General features: G+C 72.4%; 20 protein-coding genes. 5 read left to right on the plus strand and 15 right to left on the minus strand.

Annotation, left to right across the window (positions count from 1 at the left end; all coding sequences use genetic code 11):
- Positions 1-189 precede the first annotated feature (189 nt).
- From RT2_RS18495 to RT2_RS18560, 14 genes are all read right to left on the minus strand, one after another.
- Positions 190-954, minus strand: coding sequence for a cell division protein FtsQ/DivIB (locus RT2_RS18495; RefSeq protein ID WP_307718220.1), 765 nt, complete (start codon positions 952-954; stop codon positions 190-192).
- Positions 951-2,459: a UDP-N-acetylmuramate--L-alanine ligase gene (murC, locus tag RT2_RS18500; RefSeq protein ID WP_072846265.1), complete on the minus strand. Its 1,509-nt coding sequence runs from the start codon at positions 2,457-2,459 to the stop codon at positions 951-953. The genes RT2_RS18495 and murC overlap by 4 nt, the downstream gene beginning before the upstream one ends.
- Positions 2,460-2,523: 64 nt before the next feature.
- Complete coding sequence (gene murG / locus RT2_RS18505) at positions 2,524-3,705, minus strand: undecaprenyldiphospho-muramoylpentapeptide beta-N-acetylglucosaminyltransferase (protein ID WP_072846266.1); 1,182 nt, start codon at positions 3,703-3,705, stop codon at positions 2,524-2,526.
- The gene (gene ftsW, locus RT2_RS18510; RefSeq protein ID WP_371851186.1) at positions 3,702-5,180 is read right to left on the minus strand and encodes a putative lipid II flippase FtsW; all 1,479 of its coding nucleotides are present in this window, start codon (positions 5,178-5,180) and stop codon (positions 3,702-3,704) included. The genes murG and ftsW overlap by 4 nt, the downstream gene beginning before the upstream one ends.
- Positions 5,181-5,275: 95 nt before the next feature.
- Positions 5,276-6,721, minus strand: coding sequence for a UDP-N-acetylmuramoyl-L-alanine--D-glutamate ligase (gene murD / locus RT2_RS18515; protein WP_072846304.1), 1,446 nt, complete (start codon positions 6,719-6,721; stop codon positions 5,276-5,278).
- Between the two features lie 24 nt (positions 6,722-6,745).
- A complete protein-coding gene (gene mraY / locus RT2_RS18520; protein ID WP_072846268.1) occupies positions 6,746-7,834 on the minus strand; it encodes a phospho-N-acetylmuramoyl-pentapeptide-transferase in 1,089 nt (362 codons plus the stop codon).
- Positions 7,831-9,360, minus strand: coding sequence for a UDP-N-acetylmuramoyl-tripeptide--D-alanyl-D-alanine ligase (locus RT2_RS18525; RefSeq protein ID WP_072846269.1), 1,530 nt, complete (start codon positions 9,358-9,360; stop codon positions 7,831-7,833). Before RT2_RS18525 ends, mraY begins: the two co-directional genes overlap by 4 nt.
- Positions 9,357-11,003, minus strand: coding sequence for a UDP-N-acetylmuramoyl-L-alanyl-D-glutamate--2,6-diaminopimelate ligase (locus tag RT2_RS18530; protein WP_072846270.1), 1,647 nt, complete (start codon positions 11,001-11,003; stop codon positions 9,357-9,359). Before RT2_RS18530 ends, RT2_RS18525 begins: the two co-directional genes overlap by 4 nt.
- A gap of 118 nt (positions 11,004-11,121) precedes the next feature.
- Positions 11,122-13,050 (minus strand): peptidoglycan D,D-transpeptidase FtsI family protein, encoded by a 1,929-nt coding sequence (locus tag RT2_RS18535; protein ID WP_083577474.1) that lies wholly within the window; start codon positions 13,048-13,050, stop codon positions 11,122-11,124.
- Complete coding sequence (ftsL, locus tag RT2_RS18540; RefSeq protein ID WP_245709496.1) at positions 13,047-13,781, minus strand: cell division protein FtsL; 735 nt, start codon at positions 13,779-13,781, stop codon at positions 13,047-13,049. The genes RT2_RS18535 and ftsL overlap by 4 nt, the downstream gene beginning before the upstream one ends.
- Positions 13,778-14,794 (minus strand): 16S rRNA (cytosine(1402)-N(4))-methyltransferase RsmH, encoded by a 1,017-nt coding sequence (gene rsmH, locus RT2_RS18545; protein ID WP_072846272.1) that lies wholly within the window; start codon positions 14,792-14,794, stop codon positions 13,778-13,780. The genes ftsL and rsmH overlap by 4 nt, the downstream gene beginning before the upstream one ends.
- Positions 14,795-14,960: 166 nt before the next feature.
- Positions 14,961-15,392, minus strand: a complete 432-nt coding sequence (mraZ, locus tag RT2_RS18550) for a division/cell wall cluster transcriptional repressor MraZ (protein ID WP_072846306.1) — start codon at positions 15,390-15,392, stop codon at positions 14,961-14,963.
- Between the two features lie 432 nt (positions 15,393-15,824).
- Positions 15,825-16,262 (minus strand): SCO2097 family morphological protein, encoded by a 438-nt coding sequence (locus RT2_RS18555; protein WP_072846273.1) that lies wholly within the window; start codon positions 16,260-16,262, stop codon positions 15,825-15,827.
- Between the two features lie 168 nt (positions 16,263-16,430).
- A complete protein-coding gene (locus tag RT2_RS18560) occupies positions 16,431-16,889 on the minus strand; it encodes an SAV_6107 family HEPN domain-containing protein (protein WP_245709497.1) in 459 nt (152 codons plus the stop codon).
- Between the two features lie 304 nt (positions 16,890-17,193).
- Between RT2_RS18560 and RT2_RS18565 the strand changes: the two genes are divergently transcribed.
- From RT2_RS18565 to RT2_RS18575, 3 genes are all read left to right on the plus strand, one after another.
- Positions 17,194-17,790: a GNAT family N-acetyltransferase gene (locus RT2_RS18565; RefSeq protein ID WP_371851184.1), complete on the plus strand. Its 597-nt coding sequence runs from the start codon at positions 17,194-17,196 to the stop codon at positions 17,788-17,790.
- A gap of 19 nt (positions 17,791-17,809) precedes the next feature.
- Entirely contained in the window at positions 17,810-19,387 is a 1,578-nt protein-coding gene (locus RT2_RS18570) for a phytoene desaturase family protein (protein ID WP_072846275.1), read from the plus strand.
- 140 nt (positions 19,388-19,527) lie between these two features.
- Positions 19,528-20,196, plus strand: a complete 669-nt coding sequence (locus RT2_RS18575; protein WP_083577480.1) for an LppM family (lipo)protein — start codon at positions 19,528-19,530, stop codon at positions 20,194-20,196.
- 73 nt (positions 20,197-20,269) lie between these two features.
- On the opposite strand, the gene metF is transcribed toward RT2_RS18575, so the two are convergent.
- The gene (gene metF / locus RT2_RS18580; protein ID WP_245709498.1) at positions 20,270-21,223 is read right to left on the minus strand and encodes a methylenetetrahydrofolate reductase [NAD(P)H]; all 954 of its coding nucleotides are present in this window, start codon (positions 21,221-21,223) and stop codon (positions 20,270-20,272) included.
- 181 nt (positions 21,224-21,404) lie between these two features.
- On the opposite strand from metF, the gene RT2_RS18585 reads away from it, so the two are divergent.
- Positions 21,405-22,523, plus strand: a complete 1,119-nt coding sequence (locus tag RT2_RS18585) for a polyprenyl synthetase family protein (protein ID WP_072846277.1) — start codon at positions 21,405-21,407, stop codon at positions 22,521-22,523.
- Entirely contained in the window at positions 22,523-24,088 is a 1,566-nt protein-coding gene (gene crtI / locus RT2_RS18590) for a phytoene desaturase family protein (protein WP_072846278.1), read from the plus strand. The genes RT2_RS18585 and crtI overlap by 1 nt, the downstream gene beginning before the upstream one ends.
- Positions 24,089-24,121 lie beyond the last annotated feature (33 nt).

Genomic DNA, 24,121 nt, shown 5'->3' on the forward strand with positions numbered 1-24,121 from the left:
TTGCCGGTGTTAACGGTCAAGCTGGTGCCACCGGTGGCGTCGTGTTGCGGGAAAAACCCTCAACCTCAACCATAGGCTTAGTGTTATGTCAAGTTGCTGACTAGTGCGTGACGGTATGCACGGCGAGGACAATGTGCCAGCAGGCGCGCCGAACAGCGCGGCGATTTGTGCACAGGTCACGCCCACCGGCTACCTGATCGTCGGCAGGTCGGGGCTGGACACGTCGTACAGCTGCCCGGGCTGGCCGAGCAGCGGCAACGCGATCGCGGCCTTGTGTTCGGAGGCATTTGCGCTCCCCCACAACAACTGTCGGCCGTCGGCCAGCGTCACCCGGATGTCGGACAGCGTCGCCGCCGAAATCTCCGTCACCTGCCCGCGCAGCGGCGCCGGCATCGAGTTCAGGGCGGTCAACGCGTCCAGGGTCGCGGGGTCGTCGTGCCCGGGCGTGGAGACCTTCAGCCGCGGCACCCCGGGCGGTGCGGGTTCGATCGAGTAGGAGACGCCGCCCCCGTCCATCAGGCGGGTCCCCTCCGGCGCGTCGTAGAACACGGCGGGCGTCCGTTCGACGACCGTCACCCGCACGGTCGAGGGGTAGACCCGTTCGACCCGGGCCTGGTCTACCTTGGCGATCCCCGCAACCCGGTTCGCCGCGCCGCCGGTGTCCACCTGCAGGAGCGGCGTGCCGCCCGGAACCGCAAGGGCCGCAAGGACTTCCTCGGCCGGCACCCCGACGTTCCCGACGACCTCGATGGTGCGCGCCGAGAGCAGCGGGGTGAACCAGGCCACCGCGCCGAGCGCAACCAGGACGACCACACCCAGCGCCGCCAGGAGCAGCGGCTTGCGGTTGCGCACCCGCGCGACCCGCCGCGGGGCCGGACGCGGGGTGCGGGTGGTGCGACGCTCCCGGGGCGGGCGCGTCCTGCTCCCGGTCCGGGCGGCCGCGCCGCCGGTCACGACCCGTCCCGCGGCTGTCCGGCGTCGGGCAGGCGGGAGCGGGTGGGCGACGCGGCGAGCGCGCTGAGGATCTCCTTGCCGAGCATCGTCACGTCACCGGCGCCCATGGTGATCACGACGTCGCCGGCGCGGGCCAGCCCGGCGACCTGCCGCGGCGCCGCCGACAGGTCCGGCTGGTAGTGCACGGGCCGGGTCACGAACTGGGCGACGAGCGCGCCGGACACCCCGGGCAGCGGCTCCTCGCGGGCGCCGTAGACGTCGAGGACGACCACCTCGTCGGCGAGGTCGAGGGCGGCGCCGAACTCCTCGGCGAACGCCACGGTGCGCGAGTACAGGTGCGGCTGGAACACCACGATCACCCGACCGCGGGCCGGCTCGCCGCCGGGCCGGACCAGTTCGGCGGCGGCGCCGAGCACGGCGCGCACCTCCGTCGGGTGGTGGGCGTAGTCGTCGAACACCCGGACGCCGTTCTCCCGGCCCGTGTGCTGGAACCGGCGGTGGACACCGCCGAAGCCGCCGAGGCCCTCGAAGATCTCGTCGACCGGGGCGCCGACCTCCCGCGCGGCCAGGATCGCACCCAGCGCGTTCAGCGCCATGTGCCGTCCGGGGACCGCCAGCCGGAGGGTGCGGGTGCCGCTCTCGCCCGAGAGCTGGACCTCCGCGAGCCCGCCCACGTCGCGGGCCTCCCAGCTGAGCATCCGGGCGCCGAGTGGCACGTCACCAGCCGTTTCCTGCTCGCCGGTGCCGTAGCCGAGCACCCGCACCGGCAGGCCACGCGCGACCACCCGCTCGGCCAGCGCCGCCGACCCGGGGTCGTCCAGGCACGCCACGAGCAGGCCGCCGGGCTCGATCCGGTCGGCGAAGTCGTCGAAGACCTGCTCGTACGCCTCGGTGGTGCCGAAGTAGTCGAGGTGGTCCGCCTCCACATTGGTGACGATCACGACGTTCGGGTCGTACTGCAGCAGCGACCCGTCGCTCTCGTCCGCCTCCGCGACGAAGACGTCACCGGAACCGTGGTGCGCGTTGGTGCCCGCCTCGTTCAGCTCGCCGCCGACCGCGAACGACGGGTCCAGGCCGCAGTGCTGCAACGCGACCACCAGCATCGAGGTGGTGGACGTCTTGCCGTGGGTGCCCGCGACCAACAGGGTGCGGTGCCCGTGCATCAGCGAGGCCAGCACCGCCGGCCGCAGGATCACCGGGACGCCGCGGGCCGCCGCGGCGACCAGTTCGGGGTTGTCCTTCGGGATCGCGGCGTGCGTGGTGACCACCACGGTCGGGCCGCCGGGCAGCAGGTCTAGTGCGCTGGCGTCGTGCCCGATCCGGACCTGGGCGCCGCGGGCCCGCAGCGCGAGCACCGTGCGGCTCTCCTTGGCGTCCGACCCGGACACCTCCCCGCCCCGGGCCAGCAGGATCCGCGCGATCCCCGACATGCCGGCGCCGCCGATCCCGACCATGTGCACGCGCTGCAGGTGCGCGGGCAGCTCCGAGCCACGCTGATCGGTCATCGTCTGACCTCCGACATGTCTCGTCCTTCCAACAGAGCCGAGTCCTTCGACAAAACCGCGACCATCATGGCTTCGCGCCCTTCACCAGGTCGAGCACGATCCGTGCCACCGCGTCGGCGGCGTCGCGGTGCCCGGCACCGGCCGCCGCCGCGCCCATCGCCGCCAGCCGGTCGGGGTCCCGCAGCAGCGGGACCACCGTCTCGGCCACGTACTGCGCGGTGAGCTCGGCGTCGGCGACGATGACGCCGCCACCCGCCGCGACCAGCGGCTTGGCATTGAGTTCCTGTTCGCCGTTTCCATGCGGCAACGGCACGTACACCGCCGGCAGCCCGACGGCGGAGACCTCGGCGACCGTCATCGCGCCGGACCGGCAGATCGCGGCGTCGGCGGCGGCGTAGGCCAGGTCCATCCGGGACAGGTACGGCACCGCCACGTACGGCGTCGCCGGGTTCACCTGCGCCACGTCGAGGGTGTTCTTGGGGCCGTGCGCGTGCAGCACCGAGACACCGGCCTCGGCCAGCGCGGCGGCCGCGCCGGAGACCGCCTCGTTGAGCGAGCGCGCGCCCTGCGAGCCGCCGAACACCAGCAGCACCGGTCCCTCGGCGGGCAACCCGAAGTGGGCCCGGGCCTCGGCGCGCAGTGCGGCGCGGTCCAGCCCGGTGATCGAGGCGCGGACCGGGATGCCGAGCACCTCCGCGTCGTGTCGGCCGCGGGCGGCGACGCCCGATCCGGGCACGGCGGCCAGCACCCGGGCGGCGACCCGGGCGCCGATCTTGTTCGCGATACCGGCGCTGGCGTTGGCCTCGTGCACCACCACCGGCACCGCGCGGCGCCGGCGCAGCAGGCCGCGGCCCGCGGCGAGGTAGGCGGGCAACGCGACGTAGCCGCCGAACCCGACGATCACGTCGGCCTGCGTGGTGTCGAGCACCTCGCGGGTGCGCCGGACCGAGTTCCGGACCCGGCCGGGCAGCCGCAGCAGGTCCATCGTGGGCTTGCGCGGCAACGGCACCGGCGGGATCAGTGCGAGCGGGTAGCCACGCTCGGGTACCAGCGTGGTCTCGAGGCCCCGCTCGGTGCCCAGCGCGGTCACCGTGACGGTGGGGTCGAGCCGGCGCAGCGCGTCGGCCACGGCCAACGCGGGTTCGATGTGTCCGGCGGTGCCGCCGCCGGCAACGACGACGGACGGGCCGGACTGGCCGGCCGAAGTGGGCGACGCGACGGGATGTTCCTCTGAAGTGCCGCTCACCTACGAAATCCTCGCTCTCCTGTTCGGCCGCTCGATCGACGCAGCCGCTCGTCTGATGATAGTGCCTGGTCGCGCCGCGGATCCGACCGCCGCGGGTCGGCCGCTGCGCGGGGGTCGGTGCGCCGCCGGACCGGCGGTTGCTGGCCCGGAGCCGGCCGCCGACGTTCGCCCGGCGGCGGCCCGGCGGCCAGCGCGCGACGCTTGGCGACCGCCTTGGCCTGCGCGGCCTTCTGCTGCGCCTGCACGGCCTTCGCCTGCGCCGCCTTGGCCTTGGCCTTGGCCTGTGCGGCCTTGCGCGCCGCCTCCGCACGCGCGGCCGAGTAGTGCTCGGGCTTGGGCAGCCGCAACAGCCGGGCGAAGCGGCCGTCGGGCCCGGAGTGCAGCGCGGCCACCGCCTCCGGCTCGTGCCTCGCGGCATTGGCGAGGATGCCGAACATCAGCAGTGTGATCGCCGTCGAGGTGCCGCCCGCCGAGACCAGTGGCAGCTGCTGCCCGGTGACCGGGAGCAGGCCGATCACGTAACCGATGTTGATCATCGCCTGGGCCAGGATCCAGGTGGTCGCCGCCGCGGTCAGCAACCGCAGGAACGGGTCGACCGAACGCATCGCGATCCGCAGGCCCGTGAACACGAACAGGGCGAAGAGCCCGAGCACCGCGACACAACCGATGAAGCCGAGTTCCTCGCCGATGATCGCGAAGATGAAGTCGTTGTGCGCGTTCGGCAGGTAGCTCCACTTGGCGCGGGACTGACCGAGACCACGACCGAACAGGCCGCCGTCGGCGAGCGAGAACTTCGCCTGACGGCTCTGGTAGTTGGCGCCCTGCGGGTCGTCGCCGGGGTTGAGGAAGCCGAAGATGCGGGCGGCCCGGTAGTCGGCGGACAGCGCCAGGACCACCCCGGCGACCGCGACGCCCGCCACCGCGACCCCGAAGATCCGGAGCGGCAACCCGGCGAACCACAGGAGGGCGCCGACCACGATCACGAACGTGACCGTCGTCGAGTAGTTCGGCTGGAGGATGACCAGGACCGACGCCAGGAGAGCGCCCGGGACCAGCGGAATCAGCAGTTCCTTGAGCGGCGCACCCGGACGACGGGTGGCCAGCACGGACGCCCCCCACACCACCAGCGTGACCTTGGCGAGCTCCGACGGCTGGAAGGACAACCCACCGAGTTCGAACCAGCGCCGGGCGCCGCCGGACTCCTTGCCGATGCCGGGGACGAGGACCAGCGCCAGCATCACGACCGACACCACGAAGGCGGGCAGGGCGAGCTTGCGCATCAGCCGCACCGGCGTGCACAGCGCCACGTAGAACAGCACCACGCCGAGCACCGCGAAGATCAGCTGCGTGGTGAACATGCCGTAGGCCGAGCCGGTGTCCGCGTACGCCTCGACGCTCGACGCCGAGAGCACCATCACCAGGCCGAGCACGGTGAGCAGGGTGGCGATGGTGACGATCAGGTGGAAGGAGGCCATGGGTCGGGCCAGCCAGGCACCGACCCGGGTGCGCGGACCCGCGGACACCTTCTTCGACCCGGATCCGGACCGGGCACGCGGACCCGCGGGCGCACTCATCGCTGCGTGCCCGACCCGCCGAGGCGGTGCACGGCCTCCGCGAAGGCGCGACCGCGGTGCCCGTAGTCGGTGAACATGTCGAGGGAGGCGGCGGCCGGCGCCAGCAGCACCGTGTCCCCCGGCGTCGCCAGGGCGGCGGCCACCGTGACGGCCTCGGCCATCACTGCGTCGGGGTCCGGTTCCCGGCTCGGATCGGAGCTCACCGTGCCATCGTCTCCCGTCGGCACCAGGACCACGCGGACCTCGGGCGCGTGTCGCCGCAGCGCCTCGGCGATCTGGTCCGCGTCCCGGCCGAGCAGCACCGCGCCTGCGAGCCGGTCGGCGACCTCGGCGACCAGTTCGTCGACGCGGGCTCCCTTGAGCAGGCCTCCCGCCACCCACACCACCCGAGGGTGCGCGAGCAGCGAGGACCGGGCCGCGTGCGGGTTGGTCGCCTTGGAGTCGTCGACGTAGGTGACGCCGTCCAGCTCGGCGACCCGCTCGGCCCGGTGCGGGCCCACCTTGTAGCTGCGCAGTCCGTCGCCCACGGCCGCCGCCGGGACGCCGATCGAGCGGGCCAACGCGGCCGCGGCGAGTGCGTCCATCAGTCCGGCGGGTCCGGGCGGGGTGATCTCCGACGTCAGCGCGAGGGTCGCCGCGTCGGCGAAGGCGCGGTCGACCAGGCGTCCGTCCTCGACGCCGAGCTCGCCCGCCGCCGGGGCACCGAGCCGGAAGCCGACCGTGTGTCCCGCGGTCGAGCGGGTGACCAGGCCGGCCGCGACCGGGTCGTCGAGACCGAGGACGGCGACGTCGCCGGTGAGCGCGCCTGCCTTCGCGTCGACGTAGCCGGCCATGCCACCGTGCCAGTCCAGGTGGTCCTCGGCGATGTTGAGCACCACGCCCGCCGCCGGGCGCACCGACGGCGCCCAGTGCAGCTGGAACGAGGACAGCTCCACGGCGAGTGCGTCGTTGCGCGGGTCCGCGCGCAGGGCGTCGGTGATCGGCAGGCCGATGTTGCCGCACGCCACCGCGGGGACCCCGCCGGCCCGCAGGATCGACTCGAGCATCGAGGTGGTGGTGGTCTTGCCGTTCGTTCCGGTCACCACCAGCCACTGCCGCGCCGGGCCGTACACCTCGGCGCGGTCGAGCCGCCAGGCGAACTCGACGTCCCCCCAGATCGGCACCCCGGCGGCAGCCGCCGCGGCGAGCACCGGCGAGTCCGGCCGCCAGCCGGGACTGGTGACGACCAGCGCGAACCGCTCGATCCCGGCGGCCGCCGCCTCGGGCGTCAGGGTGTCGACCGCGAGTTCGGCCGCCGCGTCGTCGAGGGAGGCCTGGTTGCCGTCGGTGAGGGTGACCACGGCGCCGAGGTCACGCAACGGCGCCACCAGCGCGAGACCGGAGACGCGGGCGCCCGCGACGAGCACGCCACGACCGCGCAGGCCGCCCAGTTCGGTCGGCAGGTTCTCGGGGTGCACGGTCACGGCCTAGTTCCCGATGACGGAGAGGTACTCGCTGTAGAACAGCGCGAGGCCGACCGCCGACGCGATCCCGGCGAGCAGCCAGAACCTGATGATGACCGTGGTCTCCGCCCACCCGGCGAGCTCGAAGTGGTGGTGGAACGGGGCCATCCGGAACACCCGGCGTCTGCTGGAACGGAACACCGCCACCTGGATGACGACCGAGGTGGCCTCGGCGACGAACAGCGCGCCGACGACGACCATCAGCAGTTCGGTGCGGGTGGTGATGGACAGGCCGGCGAGCAGGCCACCGAGGGCCAGCGAGCCGGTGTCGCCCATGAAGATCTTCGCGGGTGCGGCGTTCCACCACAGGAAGCCGATGCAGGCGCCGGCGGCGGCGGCACAGATCAGCGCCAGGTCCAGCGGGTCGCGCACGTCGTAGCAGCCGATCGTCGGCTCGTTGGGGCCGCCGACGCAGGCGTTGCGGTACTGCCAGAAGGTGATCACCACGTAGGCGCCGAGCACCATGCTCATCGAGCCGGCGGCCAGGCCGTCGAGCCCGTCGGTGAGGTTCACCGCGTTGGACCACGCGCTGATCAGCAGGTAGCAGAACAGGATGAAGACGATCGAGCCCATCGACACGGTGGCGATGTCACGGACGTAGGACAGGTGGGTGCTGCCCGGGGTGAGGCCGCCCGCACCGGGGAACCGCAGCGCCAGGATGCCGAAGACGACGGCGGCGACGAACTGCCCGACCAGCTTGGCGGTCTTGTTGAGGCCGAGGTTGCGCTGCTTGCGGATCTTGATGAAGTCGTCGAGGAAGCCGACCGCGCCGAGCGCGGTGGCCAGGCCCAGCACCAGCAGGCCGGAGGCGGTCGGACCCTGGGCGTCGTAACCGATGCCGATCAGGTGCGAGCCCCAGTAGCCGGCCCACAGCGCCACGATGATCGCGACGCCGCCCATGGTCGGGGTGCCGCGCTTGGCCTGATGGCTGGCCGGGCCCTCGACGCGGATCTCCTGGCCGAAGCCCTGCCGCGAGAACATCTTGATCAGGATCGGGGTCAGCAGGATCGCCACAGCAAGCGCGATGCCTCCCGCAAAGAGGATCTGTCTCACTGGTTCTCCCTGGTGGTCGTCGTGTTACCCGTCTCGTCGGTGGACCCCGTGTCGGCGAGCAGCGCGTCGGCGACCGCCCACAGCCCCACCGCCTGGGAGGCCTTCACCAGCACGATGTCGCCCTCGGCCACCTCGGCCCGCAGCACCGCGAGCGCGGCGTCCGCGTCGGGCACCACCATCGACTCCTCGCCCCAGGAGCCCTCCATCACCGCGCCCTGGTTCATCGCCCGCGACGGCCGGCCGGTGCCGACGACGATCAGCCGGGTGACGTCGAGGCGGACCGCGAGGCGGCCGATGGCGTCGTGCTCGATGACCGACTCCGGTCCGAGTTCCGCCATCTCCCCCAGCACCGCCCAGGTACGACGCTTCCCGCCGGAACCGGCGCGCGCCATGGTGACCAGCGCCTTGAGCGCCGCCCGCATCGAGTCCGGGTTCGCGTTGTACGAGTCGTCGACGACGGTCACGCCGTCGCCGCGCTGCTGCACCTGCATCCGCTTCGCGGAGACCGGTCGGGCCGCGGCCAGCGCCGCCGCCACCTGGTCGAGGCTCGCGCCGCACTCGAGCGCCACCGCGGCCGCGGCGAGCGCGTTGCCGACCTGGTGCTCGCCGTGCACGCCGAGGGTGATCGCGACGGTGCCCTGCGGGCAGATCAGGTCGAAGGAGGCCCGGGCCTCGTCGTCGAGCCGGACGTCGACCGCCCGCACGTGCGCCCGCTCGGACTGACCGACCAGCACCACCCGCGCGCGGGTCCGCTCCGCCATCGCCGCGACCAGCAGGTCGTCGGCGTTGAGGACCGCGACACCGCCCTGGTCGGCCGGCGGAAGCGCCTGTGCCAGTTCACCCTTCGCCTCCGCGATCGCCTCACGCGAGCCGAACTCGCCGAGGTGTGCGGTGCCGACGTTGAGGACCACACCGATCCGCGGCGGCGCCGTCTCGGCGAGCGCCGCGACGTGTCCGACGCCCCGGGCCGACAGCTCGAGGACCAGGTAGTCGGTGTCGGCGTCCGCACGCAGCGCGGTCCAGGGGTGGCCGATCTCGTTGTTGAAGGACCCGGGCGGGGCGATCACCGACCCCAGCGGGGTGAGCACGGCGGCCAGCAGGTCCTTGGTGGAGGTCTTGCCGGACGAGCCGGTGACCCCGACGACGGTGAGACCGGCAGTGGTCAGCTGGTCGGTGCTCACCCGGGCCAGCTTCGCCAGCGCCGCGAGCACCGCCGCGCCGGAACCGTCCGTGTCGTGTTCGAGCGCCATCGCGTTGGTCTGCGTCGGCGACAGCGGCGAGACGACGATCGCCGGCACCCCGACCGGCCGGGCCGCGAGTACCGCGACCGCGCCCGCCGCGACGGCGGCCGCGGCGTGCTCGTGGCCGTCCACGCGGGCGCCGGGCAGTGCCAGGAACAGTCCGCCGGACGTGATCTTGCGCGAGTCGAACTCGACGCCGCCGGTGACGAGGACGTCGGGGTCCGGCACGTCGTGCAGGGTGCCGCCGACGATCTCGGCGATCCGGCCCAGGCTCATCGGAATCACCGGTCACCACCCCCGTGTGTCGTGTCCGCGTTGCCGCGCCTGCGCTCGATGGCCGCACCGAGGACCTCGCGGTCGTCGAATGGGTGCTTCACCCCGTTGATCTCCTGCCCGATCTCGTGTCCCTTGCCGGCGACGAGGACGACGTCCCCGGTCCCGGCCCATGCCACCGCGTCCGCGATGGCTTCCGCGCGGTCGGCGAACTCGCGTACCTCGCCGCGCTCGGCCGCCGGCACCCCGAGCGCGCCCTCCCGCACGGCGGCCCGGATGGTCGCCGGGTCCTCGCTGCGCGGGTTGTCGTCGGTGATCACCAGCAGGTCTGCGCCGCGGGCCGCGACCTCGCCCATGATCGGCCGCTTGCCCTGGTCCCGGTCGCCGCCCGCACCGACCACGACCGCGATCCGGCCGTTGCTCTGGCCCCGGAGGGTGGCGATGACGGCCTCGAGTGCGCCCGGCTTGTGCGCGTAGTCGACGACGGCGAGGAAGTCCTGTCCGCGGTCGACGCGCTGCACCCGGCCGGGGACGTCCACCGAGCCGATGCCGGCAATCGCCCTGTCCAGGTCTACCCCGCAGGCGTCCAGGGTGGCCAGTGCCAGCAGCGCATTGGCCACGTTGTAGCCGCCCGGCAGCCGCAGCGAGACCCGGCGCGCCGTCCCGTCGGGCCCGGTGGCCAGGAACTGCTGACTGCCGTCCCCGGTGGCGTCGACGTCGGAGACCGTCCAGTCTGCGTCGGCGGCCTCGCCGGCGGTCGAGACGGTGGTCGCGGACCCCGCGACCTGCGCCATCGCGCGACCCCAGTCGTCGTCGACGCACACCACCGCACGGTCCGCGTGCACCGCCTCGTCCGGCGCGAACAGCCGGGCCTTGGCGGCGAAGTAGTCGTCGAGGTCGCGGTGGAAGTCGAGGTGGTCCTGGGACAGGTTGGTGAACGCCCCGATCTCGAAGTGGGTGCCGTCCACCCGGCCGAGCGCCAACGCGTGGCTCGAGACCTCCATGACGACGGTGTCGATGCCGCGTTCGAGCATCACCGCGAACAGCGCGTGCAGTTGCGGCGCCTCGGGTGTGGTCAGTGCGCTGGGCACCCGGCGACCCTCGATCCGGGTCTCGATGGTCCCGACCAGGCCCGCACGGTGGCCCGCGGCGGTCAGACCGGCCTCGACCAGGTAGGCGGTGGTGGTCTTGCCGGAGGTGCCGGTGATGCCCACCACCCGGAGCCGGCGCGACGGGTTGCCGTAGATCTCGGCGGATGCGGCGCCCAGCACCGACCGCGGGTTCGGGTGCACCAGCACGGGCACCGGCCCGGCGGCGGACGCGGCGAGGGTGGCCAGGCCGGCCTCGTCGGTGAGCACCGCGACGGCGCCGCGGGCCAGCGCGTCGGCGGCGAACTCCGCACCGTGCGCGCGGGCGCCGGGCAGCGCGGCGAACAGGTCGCCGGCCGCGACGGTCTGGGCCCGCAGTTCCACGCCGGTCACCGCCACGTCCGCGGCCGGGGCCGCGCCGGAGTCGGGGGTCGGTGCGGCGGCGCCGATCCAGTCCAGCCGGGCGCCGATCAGCGCGGCCAGCGCCGCAACCCCGGTGGCGGGCGGGTGCGTCGGCCGCAGTCCCCCCGCCGCATCCGCGGACCGCGAAGCGTTAGTCCCATGCACGGGCAGGTGACTCCTCTCGGGGTTCGGTCAGGTGGCGACGGAATTGGTCGCAAGCCAGCGTGTCACGTTACCGGCGACGGGCGGCGTCGGTGGACTCGGCGTGGTGACGCGGGGCGGGTCAGTCCGCCTGCAGCACCAGTCTCGGGCCGGGATCGGCGGACAGCGGCACCTTGTCGCGCTGGAGCATCCACGAGGCGATGTTGTGGAACAGCGGTGCCGCGGACTGCCCGCCGGAGCCGTCGGCGCTGCGCACGGGGGCGTCGAGCATGATCCCGATCACGAACCGGGGGTTGTCGGCGGGCGCGATGCCGGCGAAGGTGATCCAGTAGTTCGAGTTCGAGTAGCACTTGCAGGCGGGGTCCACCTGCTGCGCGGTGCCGGTCTTGCCGCTGACCTGGTAGCCCTCGACACCGGCCGCCGCGCCGGTGCCCTGCTGGTAGCCCATCGGGTCGCGCTGGGTGACGGACCGGAACATGTCCCGCACGGTGGCCGCCGTCTTCGGGCTGACTACCTCGATGCCCTCGGGATGCTCGGCCCGGGTGCGGTTGCCGTCGGCGTCGACGGTGGCGCGCACGATCCGCGGCGGGATCCGGACGCCGTCGTTGGCGATGGCCTGGTACATGCCGGTCATCTGCAGCAGGGTCATCGACAGGCCCTGGCCGATCGGCAGGTTCGCGAAGGTGCCGCCCGACCACTGGTCGCGGCTGGGGACGTCGCCCGCGCTCTCGCCGGGCAGGCCGACGTCGGTGCGCTGGCCGAGGCCGAACTTCTCGAGCATGTCCGCGAACCGGTCCTCGCCGACCCGCTGCGCGAGCATCAGGGTGCCGACGTTCGAGGACTTCCCGAACACGCCGGTGCTGGTGTAGGGCGCGACGCCGTGCTCCCAGGCGTCGCGGACCGTCACCCCGGACATCTGGATCCCCCCGGGCACCTGCAGCACCTCGTCGGGCGTGGTGAGCCCGTACTCGACGGCGGCCGCCGCGGTGACGATCTTGTTCACCGAACCCGGCTCGAACGGCGTGCTGACCGGCAGGTTGCCCATCTCGGCCTTGCCGTTGTTGGCGACGCCGATGGACGGGTTGAAGGTGTTGTCGTTGGCCATCGCCAGCACGTCGCCGGTGTGCGAGTCCAGCACCACCACCGACGCGTTCTTCGCGCCGGACGCGTCCTTGGCCAGCTGGGTCTGCTGCTGCACGTAGTACTGCAGGTCCGAGTCCAGGGTCAGCTCGACGCTGGACCCGTTGACCGCCGGCTGCTTGTCGCGCCAGCTGCCGGGGATCACGGCGCCGTCGGAGCCGCGGTCGTAGGTCTGCGACCCGTCGGTACCGGCGAGCGTGGAGTCCAGCGAGTCCTCGAGGCCGAGCAGGCCGTGGCCGTCCCAGCCGGTGGCGCCGACGATGTTCGCCGCCAGCGAGCCGCCCGGGTACTCGCGGATGTCCTGGCGTTCGAGCCCGACCTCGGGAAACTCGTCGACGATCTTCGCGGCGATGTTCGGGTCCACGCTGCGGGCCAGGTAGACGAAGGTCTCGTCGCTCTTGAGCTTGGCGAGCAGGTCCTTCTCCGCGGCGGTGTCCCCGAGCGCCTTGTGAATGCCCTTGGCGATCTCCTTGAGCCGGTCGGCGACCTTCGGATCCTTGCCGGCCTTGACGGCCGCCTCCTCGATCTCCTTGCGGACCCGGACCGGCTGGAAGGTCAGCGCCTTCGCCTCCATGGTGAACGCGATCGGGTTGCCGTTGCGGTCGGAGATCGAGCCGCGGGTGGCGGGGTCGATCACGGTGATGGCGCGCTGGTTGGCGGCCTCGGCGGACAGCTTCGGCGCCTGCACGACCTGGACCCACAGGAGCTGGACCACGGCGATACCGAGCGCGACAAACATGACCGTGCGGCCGACGCGGAAACGGAACCGGAACGACGCGGCCTCGGTCGGCCGCGGCCGGCGAGGCCGGACGGGCCGGGCCCTGCCGGATTGAGAACCGGGCCGGGCCCTGCCGGATTGAGAACCGGGCCGAGCCCGGGGTGGTGGAGCGGCGGAGGGACCTCGGGTCACCTCTGACCGCCCGCGCTACCTGCCTGTCCAGCGGCCGCACCGGGCGTTGCAGTGGTCATGGGGATCAAGTGTTCACCCTCGGCCTGCAGTTGCGGCTGATTCGCCGCGAGCGGCGAGCCGGGGCGGGCCGCGGTGGTCGGGGCGGCCGCGCGGGTGGTCGGCGTCAGGTTGCGGGTGGGCGTCGGGGCCGGGGCCGGCTTGTTCAGCGGCGGCGCCGGTGTGCCCTGCGCGGGAGCCGGGTCGCCGACCACCGTGACGGTGCCGTCCGGCGCCACGACCAGACGCGCCACGTTCTTGACCGGGATCATGCCGAGTTCGGTCGCCTTGCGGGCAAGCTCCGGGGCGGACGCGGCGGCCTCGTTGTCGCGTTGCAGCGACGAACGCTGCTCGGACAGTTCCTGGTTGTGCTGACGGGCGGCGCTGAGCTTGTAGGAGTCCTCCGCCGAGCGCGTGGTCAGCAGCAGCGTGATCGCCAGGCCCACGGACAGCAGCCCGATCACGGTGGCGACGAACGGGATACGGGCGGTCAGCGCGGCGCCGCGCCGGGCCGGCGCGGCCGTGGTGCCCGTCGCCCGCTGGGTCCGACGCTCGTAGGCTCGCTGCGCCGCGCTCGACCGCGCGGGGGCACCGGAGCCGGTGGGGACGGTCGCCGGGGCACGCCCGCGGACCTTCGGGCGGACGGCGGCGGCACCACGGGGCCGTGCGGCACCCGATCGGACGGGAACTGTCATGGCGTCACCCTCCTGGAAATCCGCTCGACACTGCGCAGTCGGACCGGGGCCGACCGCGGGTTGTCCGCCATCTCTTCCTCGCTCGCCCGCTCGGCACCTCGGGTCAGGAACTCGAACTCCGGACCCATGCCCGGCAGCTCCATCGGAAGGCCTTCCGGGCTACGGGATTTGGTGCGCGGGGTCAGTTCCTGCTTGACCAGCCGGTCTTCGAGTGACTGGTACGACATGAACACCACCCGACCGCCGACCGCGAGCGAGTCCAGTGCGGCGGGGATCGCGGCGCGCAACGAGTCCAGCTCGCCGTTGACCTCGACCCGCAGCGCCTGGAAGGTGCGCTTGGCCGGGTGTCCGCCGGTGCGCCGGGTGGCCGCGGGAATCGAGGCGTACAACACCTCGACCAGCTGGGCACTCGTGGTGAACGGCTCGATCTGCCTGCGACGCAACACCTCCGAAGCGATCCGGCCGGCAAAGCGCTCCTCGCCGTAGGTGCTGAGCACTCGGGCCAGTTCACCGTGACTGTAGGTGTTGAGGATGTCGGCGGCGGTCAACCCGCGGGTGGGGTCCATCCGCATGTCGAGCGGCGCATCGACCGAGTAGGCGAACCCCCGCTCGGCCTCGTCCAACTGCATCGACGAGACGCCGAGGTCGAAAAGGATGCCGTGCACCGACCCGGTCGGCGGCAGGCCGGCCTGCTCGAGTGCATCGACGATGCCGTCGTACCTGGTGTGCACCAACGTGATCCGGTCCCGGTACGGCTCGAGGCGAGCGCCTGCCTTGGCCAGGGCCGAGGGGTCGCGGTCGAGTCCGATCAGGTGCAGCCCCGGGTAGGTGCGCAGGAAGTGCTCGGAGTGACCACCGAGACCGAGGGTGGCGTCGATCATCACGGCACCGGATGCGTCGGCCGACTCGCGGGTCAATGCCGGGGACAGGAGTTCGTCCGCTCGACCGAGCATGACCGGGACGTGACCGAACTCGCCAGTGGGGGCGGATTCGCCGGCCTCGTCGTCCACCATTGCTGCCTCCGGGTCTTCTGGTCGTGTCTGCGGGCGCTGACAATCACGAAGGTGATCTGGGGCGAATGACTCGGGGTCCCTGTCCGATTGACCAAACCTGGCGCTGGGGAAGTGCGTCAGGGTCGGTGTCGGGCAGAGGCCTCGCGGCACTCGCCGTTGTCGTGAACTACAGGATCTCGCTCAGAGGTTCGGATCTGGCCTGGGAGTAGTTCTCTTCGTTCTCGTCGGAATACGTCTGCCACACCTGGGCATCCCAGATCTCGAGGAAATCGATCTGTCCGATCACCACGCACTCCTTGGACAACCCGGCATAACGCCGGTGGTCCGCGGAGAGGGTGATCCGTCCCTGAGCATCGGGATGCTGCTCGTCGGCGCCGGCCGCGAGGCCACGCACGAAGGCCCTGGCGTCCGGATCGGTCCGCGACACCGCCGCGGCCCGGCGGGCCATCGCGACGAACTCGTCGCGGGGATACACCGCGAGGCTGTGGTCGAGACCCTTGGTGACCATCAACCCCCCCGCCAGTGCATCCCGGTACTTCGCGGGCAACGTCAGCCGCCCCTTGTCGTCGAGCTTCGGCGTGTGGGTACCGAGAAACATCCTCGCCACCTCCACATTGCGTTGCCGATCTCGTACCCGATTTCGAACGCCCTATGCCCTGCGGTTCACCTTCCCAACCGCTGCGCACCACGTTACCCCACTTTGCCCCACGTTCAAGGACAACACACGACCGATTCCAGCCAATTTGCGAGAAGTGTGCTGGTCACAGAGGTGGCGAGAAGTGGGGAGAATTTCTGCGACGTGCGCCACTGCCCGGGAGTTCGATTCAGACCCCTCCCGGGACCGCACGAAACGACCAGGTCAGGACCCCGCGGCCGGACTCCGGCCAGCCCCCGACGGACCCGCGGGGGGACGGTGGGGAATGTGGAGGCCGACACGAAAAAGGCGCGACACCTGTTCGGTGTCGCGCCCTTGGTCTTTTCGACGTGCGGTCTTGTCGGCGTGCGCCCGGGACTCACCCGGCCGGCACGGTCACTCCTGTTCGAACCTCCGCTTGAACCGATCCTCCATGCGGGACGAGAACCCGCCGCCCTTTCGGCCGTCGTTGTGCTTGCCGGTACTGGGATGCTTACCGGCACTGGGCCGCTGCGCGGACCCGGCACCCTCGTCATGCACTGCCGAGAGACCCTGCTTCGACCCTCGCATGAGGAACAGGACCCCGGCTCCAAACATCACTGCGAAACCGAGCAGGCTGATGATGGGGAAACCACCCGGCTTGACGGGTAGTGCTACCCCGGCGACCAGAAGAACCAGACCCAGGAACAGCAATGCCCCCGCCTGCAGGCGACGCTTGCTCGAGGCGGCACGCATTCGGCCTCCCCTTACAGAGGAGGCAAACTTTGGGTCTTCGGCGTAGAGAGCGCTCTCGATCTGATCGAGCATCCGCTGCTCGTGCTCGGAGAGTGGCACGGTACCTCCCCCGGCACTAAATGGTGGCGGCCAGTTCGTTGGGACGACTGGCCGGTTGCCGTCGTTCGCGGCTACCTGGAGTCCATACTACGAGTACTCGCAGTGGCGTACCACCTACATCCCACTACGAGTCGCGAATCAATTTTCGAATCCCCCGCGGATCGCCTGTCAGGCAGACCTCCCCACGATCGAACCCGCGGCCGGACGACGCACGAGGCCGTCGCGGAGGTACTCCTCGACGGCCGTCAGGAACTGCGACACCTCCCGGTGAAACCGGTCCGCCTCGCCCCAGGTGACGGTGCACGAGATCCCCGCCTCGATCGCCGCGCGGGTGGCCGAATGGCCGGCGAGGTACTCCGCCCAGTCCGCCAACTCCGGCTCCGCCCGGGCCAGCAGCACCCAGGCACTACGCGAGCCCGGCCGGCGCCGGACCGCGTCGTCCCGCCGGCCACCGAGCGCCGCCGCCGCGCCCCGCAACGCGGCCAGGTACGCCGTGCGGAACCGGTCCGCGGCGTCGCGGGCGCCCGCCGCCTCGGCCAGCAGGCCGTCCGCCCGGTCCAGCAGGGTGCGCGCCTGCGGCGAGAGCGACGGCGGGCGCAGGCTCGCCGCGCCGCCCCTCGCCGGCACACCACCCGCACCGGCGCCAGACGAGCCGGAAACCTCGGGAACGGGGACACTCGAACCAGGGAAACTTGGACCTGGCACACCGCCGGCACGGGCCGCCTCACGTCGACCGTCCATCTGCCGCACACCTCCCGCGTCACTGCGCCGCACCGGAGGGGTTCGGCACCGCCGTCACCACTCGACATGGCCTCGGGGCCGGGATCCGGCGAAGCCCGCTTCCCTCGTGCTTCGCCGGATCGTCGGCATCGAACACTCGTTCGACGTATTCAATATAGCTGCACCCACCGACATGTCGTCAAGAGAGAGGGTGAGTCCGGTCGGCACCAACACCACCCCCCACATCGTCGAGCTGTCCGCACCGCAGCTGCGCAGCCGCCTCGACGAGGCCCTCGCCGTCTACATCAAGGCGATGGGCTACCCGGACGGCACCGAACGGCACCGAGCTCCGATGTGGACCGAACACACCGCGCGCCCCGGCTGGCGTGGCGTCGCCGCACTGCTCCCCGAGGAGACCTCCCCCGAACGCGACGTCCTGGTCGGCATCTCCTACGGCTACCGCGGCGGACCGCACCAGTGGTGGCACCAACAGGTACGCCAGGGACTGCGCCGGTCCGGGGCCACCGAGGAACAGGTGCACGCGATCCTCGACGACTACTTCGAACTCACCGAGCTGCACGTCTCGCCGCTGGCCCAGGGCCACCGCACCGGCGAGGCGCTGCTGCGCAGGCTGCTCGACGGCCGCCCCGAGTCCACCGTCCTGCTGTCGACCCCCGAAGTGCACGGGGAGGACAACCGCGCCTGGCGGCTCTACCGCCGACTCGGATTCACCGACGTGGTGCGGCATTTCACCTTCGCCGGCGACAGCAGGCCGTTCGCGGTGCTGGGCCGCCGGCTTCCGCTGTGACCGGCGATAGCCTGTCCACATGATCGACGCGGTGGTAGTGGGTTCCGGACACAATGCGCTCGTCTCGGCGTGCTACCTGGCCCGGGCCGGGTGGTCCGTCGAGGTACTCGAGCGCGACACCGTGCTCGGCGGCGCGGTCTCCACGGTCGAGCGGTTCCCCGGCCACCAGGTGGACCGCGGGTCGTCCGCGCACATCATGATCCGGCACACCGGCATCATCGAGGAGCTCGAGCTCGCCGACCACGGGCTGCGGTACCTCGACTGCGACCCCTGGGCCTTCGCCCCCGCTCCCCCGGCCTCCGGGCTGCCCGGCATCGTCTTCCACCGCGACCTCGACGCCACCTGCGCGTCGATCGCCGCCGCCTGCGGGGCCACCGACGCCCGGGCGTACCTGCGCTTCGTCGAGACCTGGGGTCCGCGGACGGCCAGCGTCATGCGCGCCTTCTCTGCCCCGCCGACCGGTGGCCGGTTGGCCCGCTCGTTCTGGGGGCTCGACACCGGCGACGGCGCCACGGCACTCTCCCGGGAGTTCCTGCAGTCCGGGGACGCGCTCCTGGACCACTACTTCGACGACGAGCGACTCAAGGCCGCCCTCGCCTGGTTCGGCGCCCAGTCCGGGCCGCCGATGTCCGAGCCCGGCACCGCGCCGATGGTCGGCTTCGCGGCCCTGATGCACACCCTGCCGCCGGGCCGGGCGGTCGGCGGCAGCGGCGCACTCACCCGCGCCCTCGCCTCCCGGCTGACCGCAGACGGCGGCACCGTCCGCCTCGGCGACGCGGTGACCGAGCTGCGCCGCGGCCCCGACGGCTGGACCACCCGCACCGAGCAGGGCCGGGAGGTGCGTTCGCGGGTGGTCGTCGCCGGCTGCCACATCCTGGCGACGCTGGACCTGCTCGAGCGCGGCGGCCACGACCCCGCGCAGCTGGCGGACTGGCGGCGCCGGATCCGGGTGGGGCCCGGAATCGGCATGGTGCTGCGGCTCGGCACCGACGCGCTGCCGCAGTACCCCAGCGCGCCCGATGACGCCGCCGTCACCTCCGGCCTGCAACTGCTGGTCTCCGACCGCGCACAGCTGCGACTGGCCCACGGCGCGGCGCTGGCCGGCGAGCTGCCGCCCACCCCCGCGGTGCTGGCGATGAGCTTCAGCGGGATCGACCCGAGCCTGTCGCCTGCCGGTGAGCACCAGGTGACGCTGTGGTCGCAGTGGCACCCGTACGCGCTGAGCGGGGGCCGCGCCTGGTCCGACCTGGCGGAGTCGGAGGGCGACCGGATCGTCGCCGAGATCGACCGTCTGGCCCCGGGGTTCACCGGCTCGGTGCGACACCGGCTGGTCCAGACGCCCGCGGACCTCGAGTCCGAGATGGGACTGATCGGCGGGAACGTGATGCATGTGGAGATGTCGCTGGACCAGATGTTCATGTGGCGGCCGCTCCCCGAGCTCTCCGGCCAGCGGGTGCCCGACGCGACCGGGCTGTACCTGACCGGGGCCTCGACTCACCCCGGCGGCGGCGTGTCCGGGTCGAGTGGGCGCAGCGCCGCCCGGATCGCACTCTCCGACGCCCGATTCGGGCGGTTGCGCAGGCTCGCACGCCGGTGAGCACACCACTCGCGCGGCGCGGCGCGGACCTACCGCCTGACACCCAAGGTGCGGGCTGGCACCATGTCGATGTGTCGCTGCCATCTGCTGTGTCGTTGCCCCCCGCTCCCGCCCGTGCCGGACGTCCGTCCCGCGCACGCCTGTTCGCTGTGTCCGCACTCCTGCTGATCTGTGTCCCGCTTCTCAGCGGTTGCCTGCGGGTTCAGGTTTCGATGGGAGTCTCCCCCGACGACCGGGTGTCCGGGCAGATCGTCGTGGCGACGGTCCCCGCCGACAGCAAGGACGTCGGACCGCAACTGACCCCGTCGGACTCGTTGGAGAGCAAGGTCCGGGTGCAGGAGTACCGCCAGGACGGCTTCGTCGGCAGCCAGGCGTTCTTCAGCAACCTCACCTTCGGCGAGGTCCAGCAGCTGGGCTCGATGTCCAGCCGGACCGGCAATGCGCTCCAGCTGAACTTCCAGCGAGCGGGTGATGTCGTGACGCTCGACGGCAAGGCCGACCTCAAGGCCGTGCCCGACGGCAGCGACATCCAGTTCAGCATCGCGTTCCCGGCCCGGGTGGCGACCACCAACGGAACCCGCGACGGCGATTCGATCGTCACCTGGAAGCTGACGCCCGGCGAGGTCAACACCATGCGGGCCGAGGTTCGGTACGCCGACCCGAGCACCCGCGGATTCGCCGGCTGGGCCGGCATCGTCGCCGGCGTCACGCTCGGCGTGGCGCTGATCATCGGCGCGATGGGCTACCTGGCGCGCGACCGCTCGCCGCGCTTCTCCGACGACCGGGCCGAGGACAAGACCAGCGCCTGACCCGTCCCCCGGCCGGTTGCCCCGGCCGGGGATCGTGCCCGTCAGCGGTTCAGCAGTTCAGCGGTTCAGCAGTTCAGCGAGCGCCGGCGGATGCCACCGGGGACTCGGCAGGCGCCGATGCCAGCCCGAGTCGGGTGAGCACCTCGCGGGTGGCCCGCGCGAAGTTCAGCGTGATGAAGTGCAGGCACGGCGCGCCCTCCGCGATCAGCCGCTCGCCGAGTTCGGTGGCCACCGAGATGCCGATCTCCCGCACCGCGGCCCGGTCCTCCTCCGGCCCGTTGCCCGCCGCCCGGTCCAGCCGCTCCTCCAGGGAACGCGGCAGCCGGGACCCGGAGAGCTCCACCATCCGCTTGACCGACCGCAGCGAGGTGATCGGCATGATCTCCGGGATGATCGGCTTCGCGCCCTGCTCGGGGTCCAGGCGCGCGACCCGGTCCCGCAGCCGCAGGTAGTCGTCGACGTCGAAGAACATCTGGGTGATCGAGTACTCGGCCCCGGCCCGCAGCTTCGAGACCAGGTACCGGGTGTCGTGGTCGAGGTCAGGCGCCCGGTGGTGCCCCTCCGGGAACGACGCCACACCGACGTGGAAGTCGCCGAGGTCGCGGACCAGCCGGACCAGTTCCTCCGCGTACTCGACGCCGTCGGGATGCTTGTGCCACTCGCCGAGCGGATCGCCCGGCGGGTCGCCGCGCAGCACCAGGATGTTGCTGATCCCGCGGTCCGCGTACGCGCCGACCATGGCCCGCAACTCGTCGACGCTGTGGCCCACCGCGGTCAGGTGCGCGACCGGCAACAGGGTGGTCTGCTCGGCCAGGTCGCCGGTGATCCGCACCGTCCGGTCCCGCGTCGACCCACCCGCGCCGTAGGTCATCGACACGAATGCCGGCCCCAGCCCCTCGAACGTGCGGACGGCACGCCACAGGCGCGCCTCGGCATCGGCATCGCGCGGCGGCGAGAACTCCACAGAGAACGGGATCCGGCCCGAAACGGAGCCGATCCGGTCCACGATCGACGGTGTCCGCGTCACCCAACCGTCGCTGGACCGCCCCCTGACTGCATCAAATGTCACCGCCCAAGCATAGTGGCGGCAGTTCGAGACAATGCGCGGCGACCACTAAGGTGGGCGTCACGAGCACGTTCGGTGGGCGCATCCCCCCGGCAGCTACCGCCCCGGGGCGCCGCCCCGGACCTCTACTCAGGAGCGCACCCTGTCCGCCGGAGCCGCCTCTCCCCAGGCCCACATCCCTGACCTCGCCCGCCCCGACTCCATCCCCGCCGCCGTCGAGGCCGCGCTGAGCGAGTTCTTCGTGTCCCGTCGGCCCCTCACCGACGCCGTCGGCGGCACCTTCACCCCCGCGGTGGCCGCGCTGGAGGCGTTCGTGCTGCGCGGCGGCAAGCGGGTGCGGCCCGCCTTCGCGTGGACCGGTTGGCTCGGCGCAGGCGGCGACCCCGCAGGCCCGGACGCGGCGGCCGTGCTGCGCGCGTGCTCGGCACTCGAACTGGTGCAGGCCTGCGCCCTGGTGCACGACGACATCATCGACTCCTCGCGCACCCGGCGCGGCCACCCGACGCTGCACGTGGAGTTCGCTGCGCAGCACCGCGCCGGCGACTGGTCCGGCGAGCCGGCGAAGTTCGGTGAGTCGATCGCGATCCTGCTCGGCGACCTCGCGCTGTCCTGGGCCGACGACATGATCCGCGAGTCCGGGGTGGACGCCGCCGGCCAGGTTCGGCTCGGCCCCGTCTGGTCCGCCATGCGCACCGAGGTGCTCGGCGGCCAGTACCTGGACGTGAGCACCGAGGTCACCGCCGACGAGTCGGTGGCCGCGGCCCTGCGGATCAACCGCTACAAGACCGCCGCGTACACAATCGAACGACCGCTGCACCTCGGCGCGGCGGTGGCCGGGGCCGACGCCGACCTGATCGACGCCTACCGGGAGTTCGGCACCGACATCGGCATCGCGTTCCAGCTGCGCGACGACCTGCTCGGCGTGTTCGGCGACCCGGCCGTCACCGGCAAGCCGTCCGGCGACGACCTGCGCGAGGGCAAGCGGACCGTGTTGTTCGCGGAGGCGCTCCTGCGCGCCGACGCCACCGACCCCGCGGCCGCCGAACTGCTTCGCCGCAGCATCGGCGCCGATCTCGGAGAGGACCAGGTGGAGCGGCTGCGCGGCCTGATCACCGACCTCGGCGCCGTCGACGAGGTGGAGCGCCGCATCGCCGAGCTCACCGCCAGCGGGCTGCGGGCCCTCGACGACAGCTCCGCCGTCCCGGCCGCCAAGGCCGGCCTGCGGGAGATGGCACTCGCGGCGACTCGCCGGAGCGCGTAGTGGCGCGCTGCGTCCCGGGCCCCACCGACCGGGTCGTGGTGGTCGGCGGCGGGCTCGCCGGGCTGTCCGCCGGGCTGCACCTGCTCGGCGCCGGCCGCGAGGTGACACTGCTCGAACGCGACACCACCGTCGGCGGCCGGGTCGGCACCTACGCCGGACCGGGATACGAGATCGACAGCGGCGCAACGGTTCTCACCATGCCGGAACTGGTCACCGAGGCGCTGGCCGCGGTCGGGCAGGACACCGACACGGTCAGCCCGCCGCTGCGGATGCGCCGGCTCGAACCCGCCTACCACGCCCGCTTCGCGGACGGGACGACGCTGGCCGTGCACTCCGACCCCGCCGCGATGGCCGCCGAGGTGACCCGCGCCTTCGGCCCGGACGAGGCGCAGCGCTACCGACGGCTGCGCGGCTGGCTGGAACGGGTGTTCCGGGCCGAGTTCGACACCTTCATCGACGCCAACTTCGACTCCCCGCTCGACCTCGCCGGCTCGCGGACCGCACTCACGGACCTGACCACGCTGGTGCGCCTCGGCGCCTTCGGACGGCTCGGGCCACGGGTGGCACGGATGGTCCACGACCCCCGGCTGCAGCGGATCTTCACCTTCCAGTCGCTCTACGCAGGCACCAGCCCGGCCAAGGCGCTCGGCATCTACGGCGCCATCGCACACATGGACACCTCGATGGGCGTCTACTTCCCCGACGGCGGGATGCGCGCGATCGCCGAGTCGATGGCCGGCGCGTTCACCGCCGCCGGCGGCCGGCTGCACCTCGGCGCCGAGGTGACCCGGATCGAGTACGCGGCCGGGCGGGCCCGGCGCGTGCTGACCTCGGACGGCGCCGGGCACGACGCCGACGCGGTGGTGCTCACCGCCGACCTCGGCGGCGCCGGGGCACTGCTGCCGCCGAGCTCCCGCAGGCGTCGGCCGGTGCGGCACTCCCCCTCGGCGGTCGTCGCGCACGGCACCGTCCCGGTCGAGGTGTCGCGGCACTGGGCCGGCTCCGGGCACCACACCATCGACTTCGGGGACGCCTGGGCGCGCACCTTCACCGAGATCACCGCACGCCGCGGTCGCGGACGGCTGATGAGCGACCCCTCGCTGCTGCTGACCCGGCCCGCCTGCACCGACCCGGGCCTGCGACTGACCCGCGACGGACAGGACCACGAGCCGCTGTCCGTGCTGGCGCCGTGCCCGAACCTGGACAGCGCACCGCTGGACTGGGCCGCGCTCGGGCGGCCGTACGTGCGCGAACTGCTCGGGGTGCTCGAACGACGCGGCTACGTCGGCATCGCCGAGCACTTCCGAGTGGACATCGTCGACACCCCGCAGACCTGGGCGGACCGCGGGATGTCGGCAGGTTCGCCGTTCGCCGCCGCACACACCTTCGCCCAGACCGGGCCGTTCCGGCGCGGCAACCTCGACACCGGCGCGTCGAACGTGGTGCTGGCCGGATGCGGGACCACGCCCGGCGTCGGCGTGCCGACGGTGCTGGTCTCGGGCAAGCTCGCGGCACAGCGCATCACCGGCCCATTCCCGGGCCGGGCGGCTGAGCAACTAGACTAGGCCACCGTCCATGCCTTCCGCCGAGCGAGTCCC

The sequence above is a fragment of the Rhodococcus tukisamuensis NBRC 100609 genome (assembly GCF_001894985.1).
Taxonomy (GTDB): domain Bacteria; phylum Actinomycetota; class Actinomycetes; order Mycobacteriales; family Mycobacteriaceae; genus Rhodococcus_G; species Rhodococcus_G tukisamuensis.

Bases quoted from the DNA above. Each gene is read 5' to 3' on its own strand.
- rsmH (WP_072846272.1), bottom strand. From the start codon at position 14,794: ATGGTGGACGACGAGGCCGGCGAATCCGCCCCCACTGGCGAGTTCGGT.
- RT2_RS18570 (WP_072846275.1), top strand. From the start codon at position 17,810: ATGATCGACGCGGTGGTAGTGGGTTCCGGACACAATGCGCTCGTCTCG.
- mraZ (WP_072846306.1), bottom strand. From the start codon at position 15,392: ATGTTTCTCGGTACCCACACGCCGAAGCTCGACGACAAGGGGCGGCTG.
- ftsW (WP_371851186.1), bottom strand. From the start codon at position 5,180: ATGGCCTCCTTCCACCTGATCGTCACCATCGCCACCCTGCTCACCGTG.
- murC (WP_072846265.1), bottom strand. From the start codon at position 2,459: ATGACCGATCAGCGTGGCTCGGAGCTGCCCGCGCACCTGCAGCGCGTG.
- ftsL (WP_245709496.1), bottom strand. From the start codon at position 13,781: ATGACAGTTCCCGTCCGATCGGGTGCCGCACGGCCCCGTGGTGCCGCC.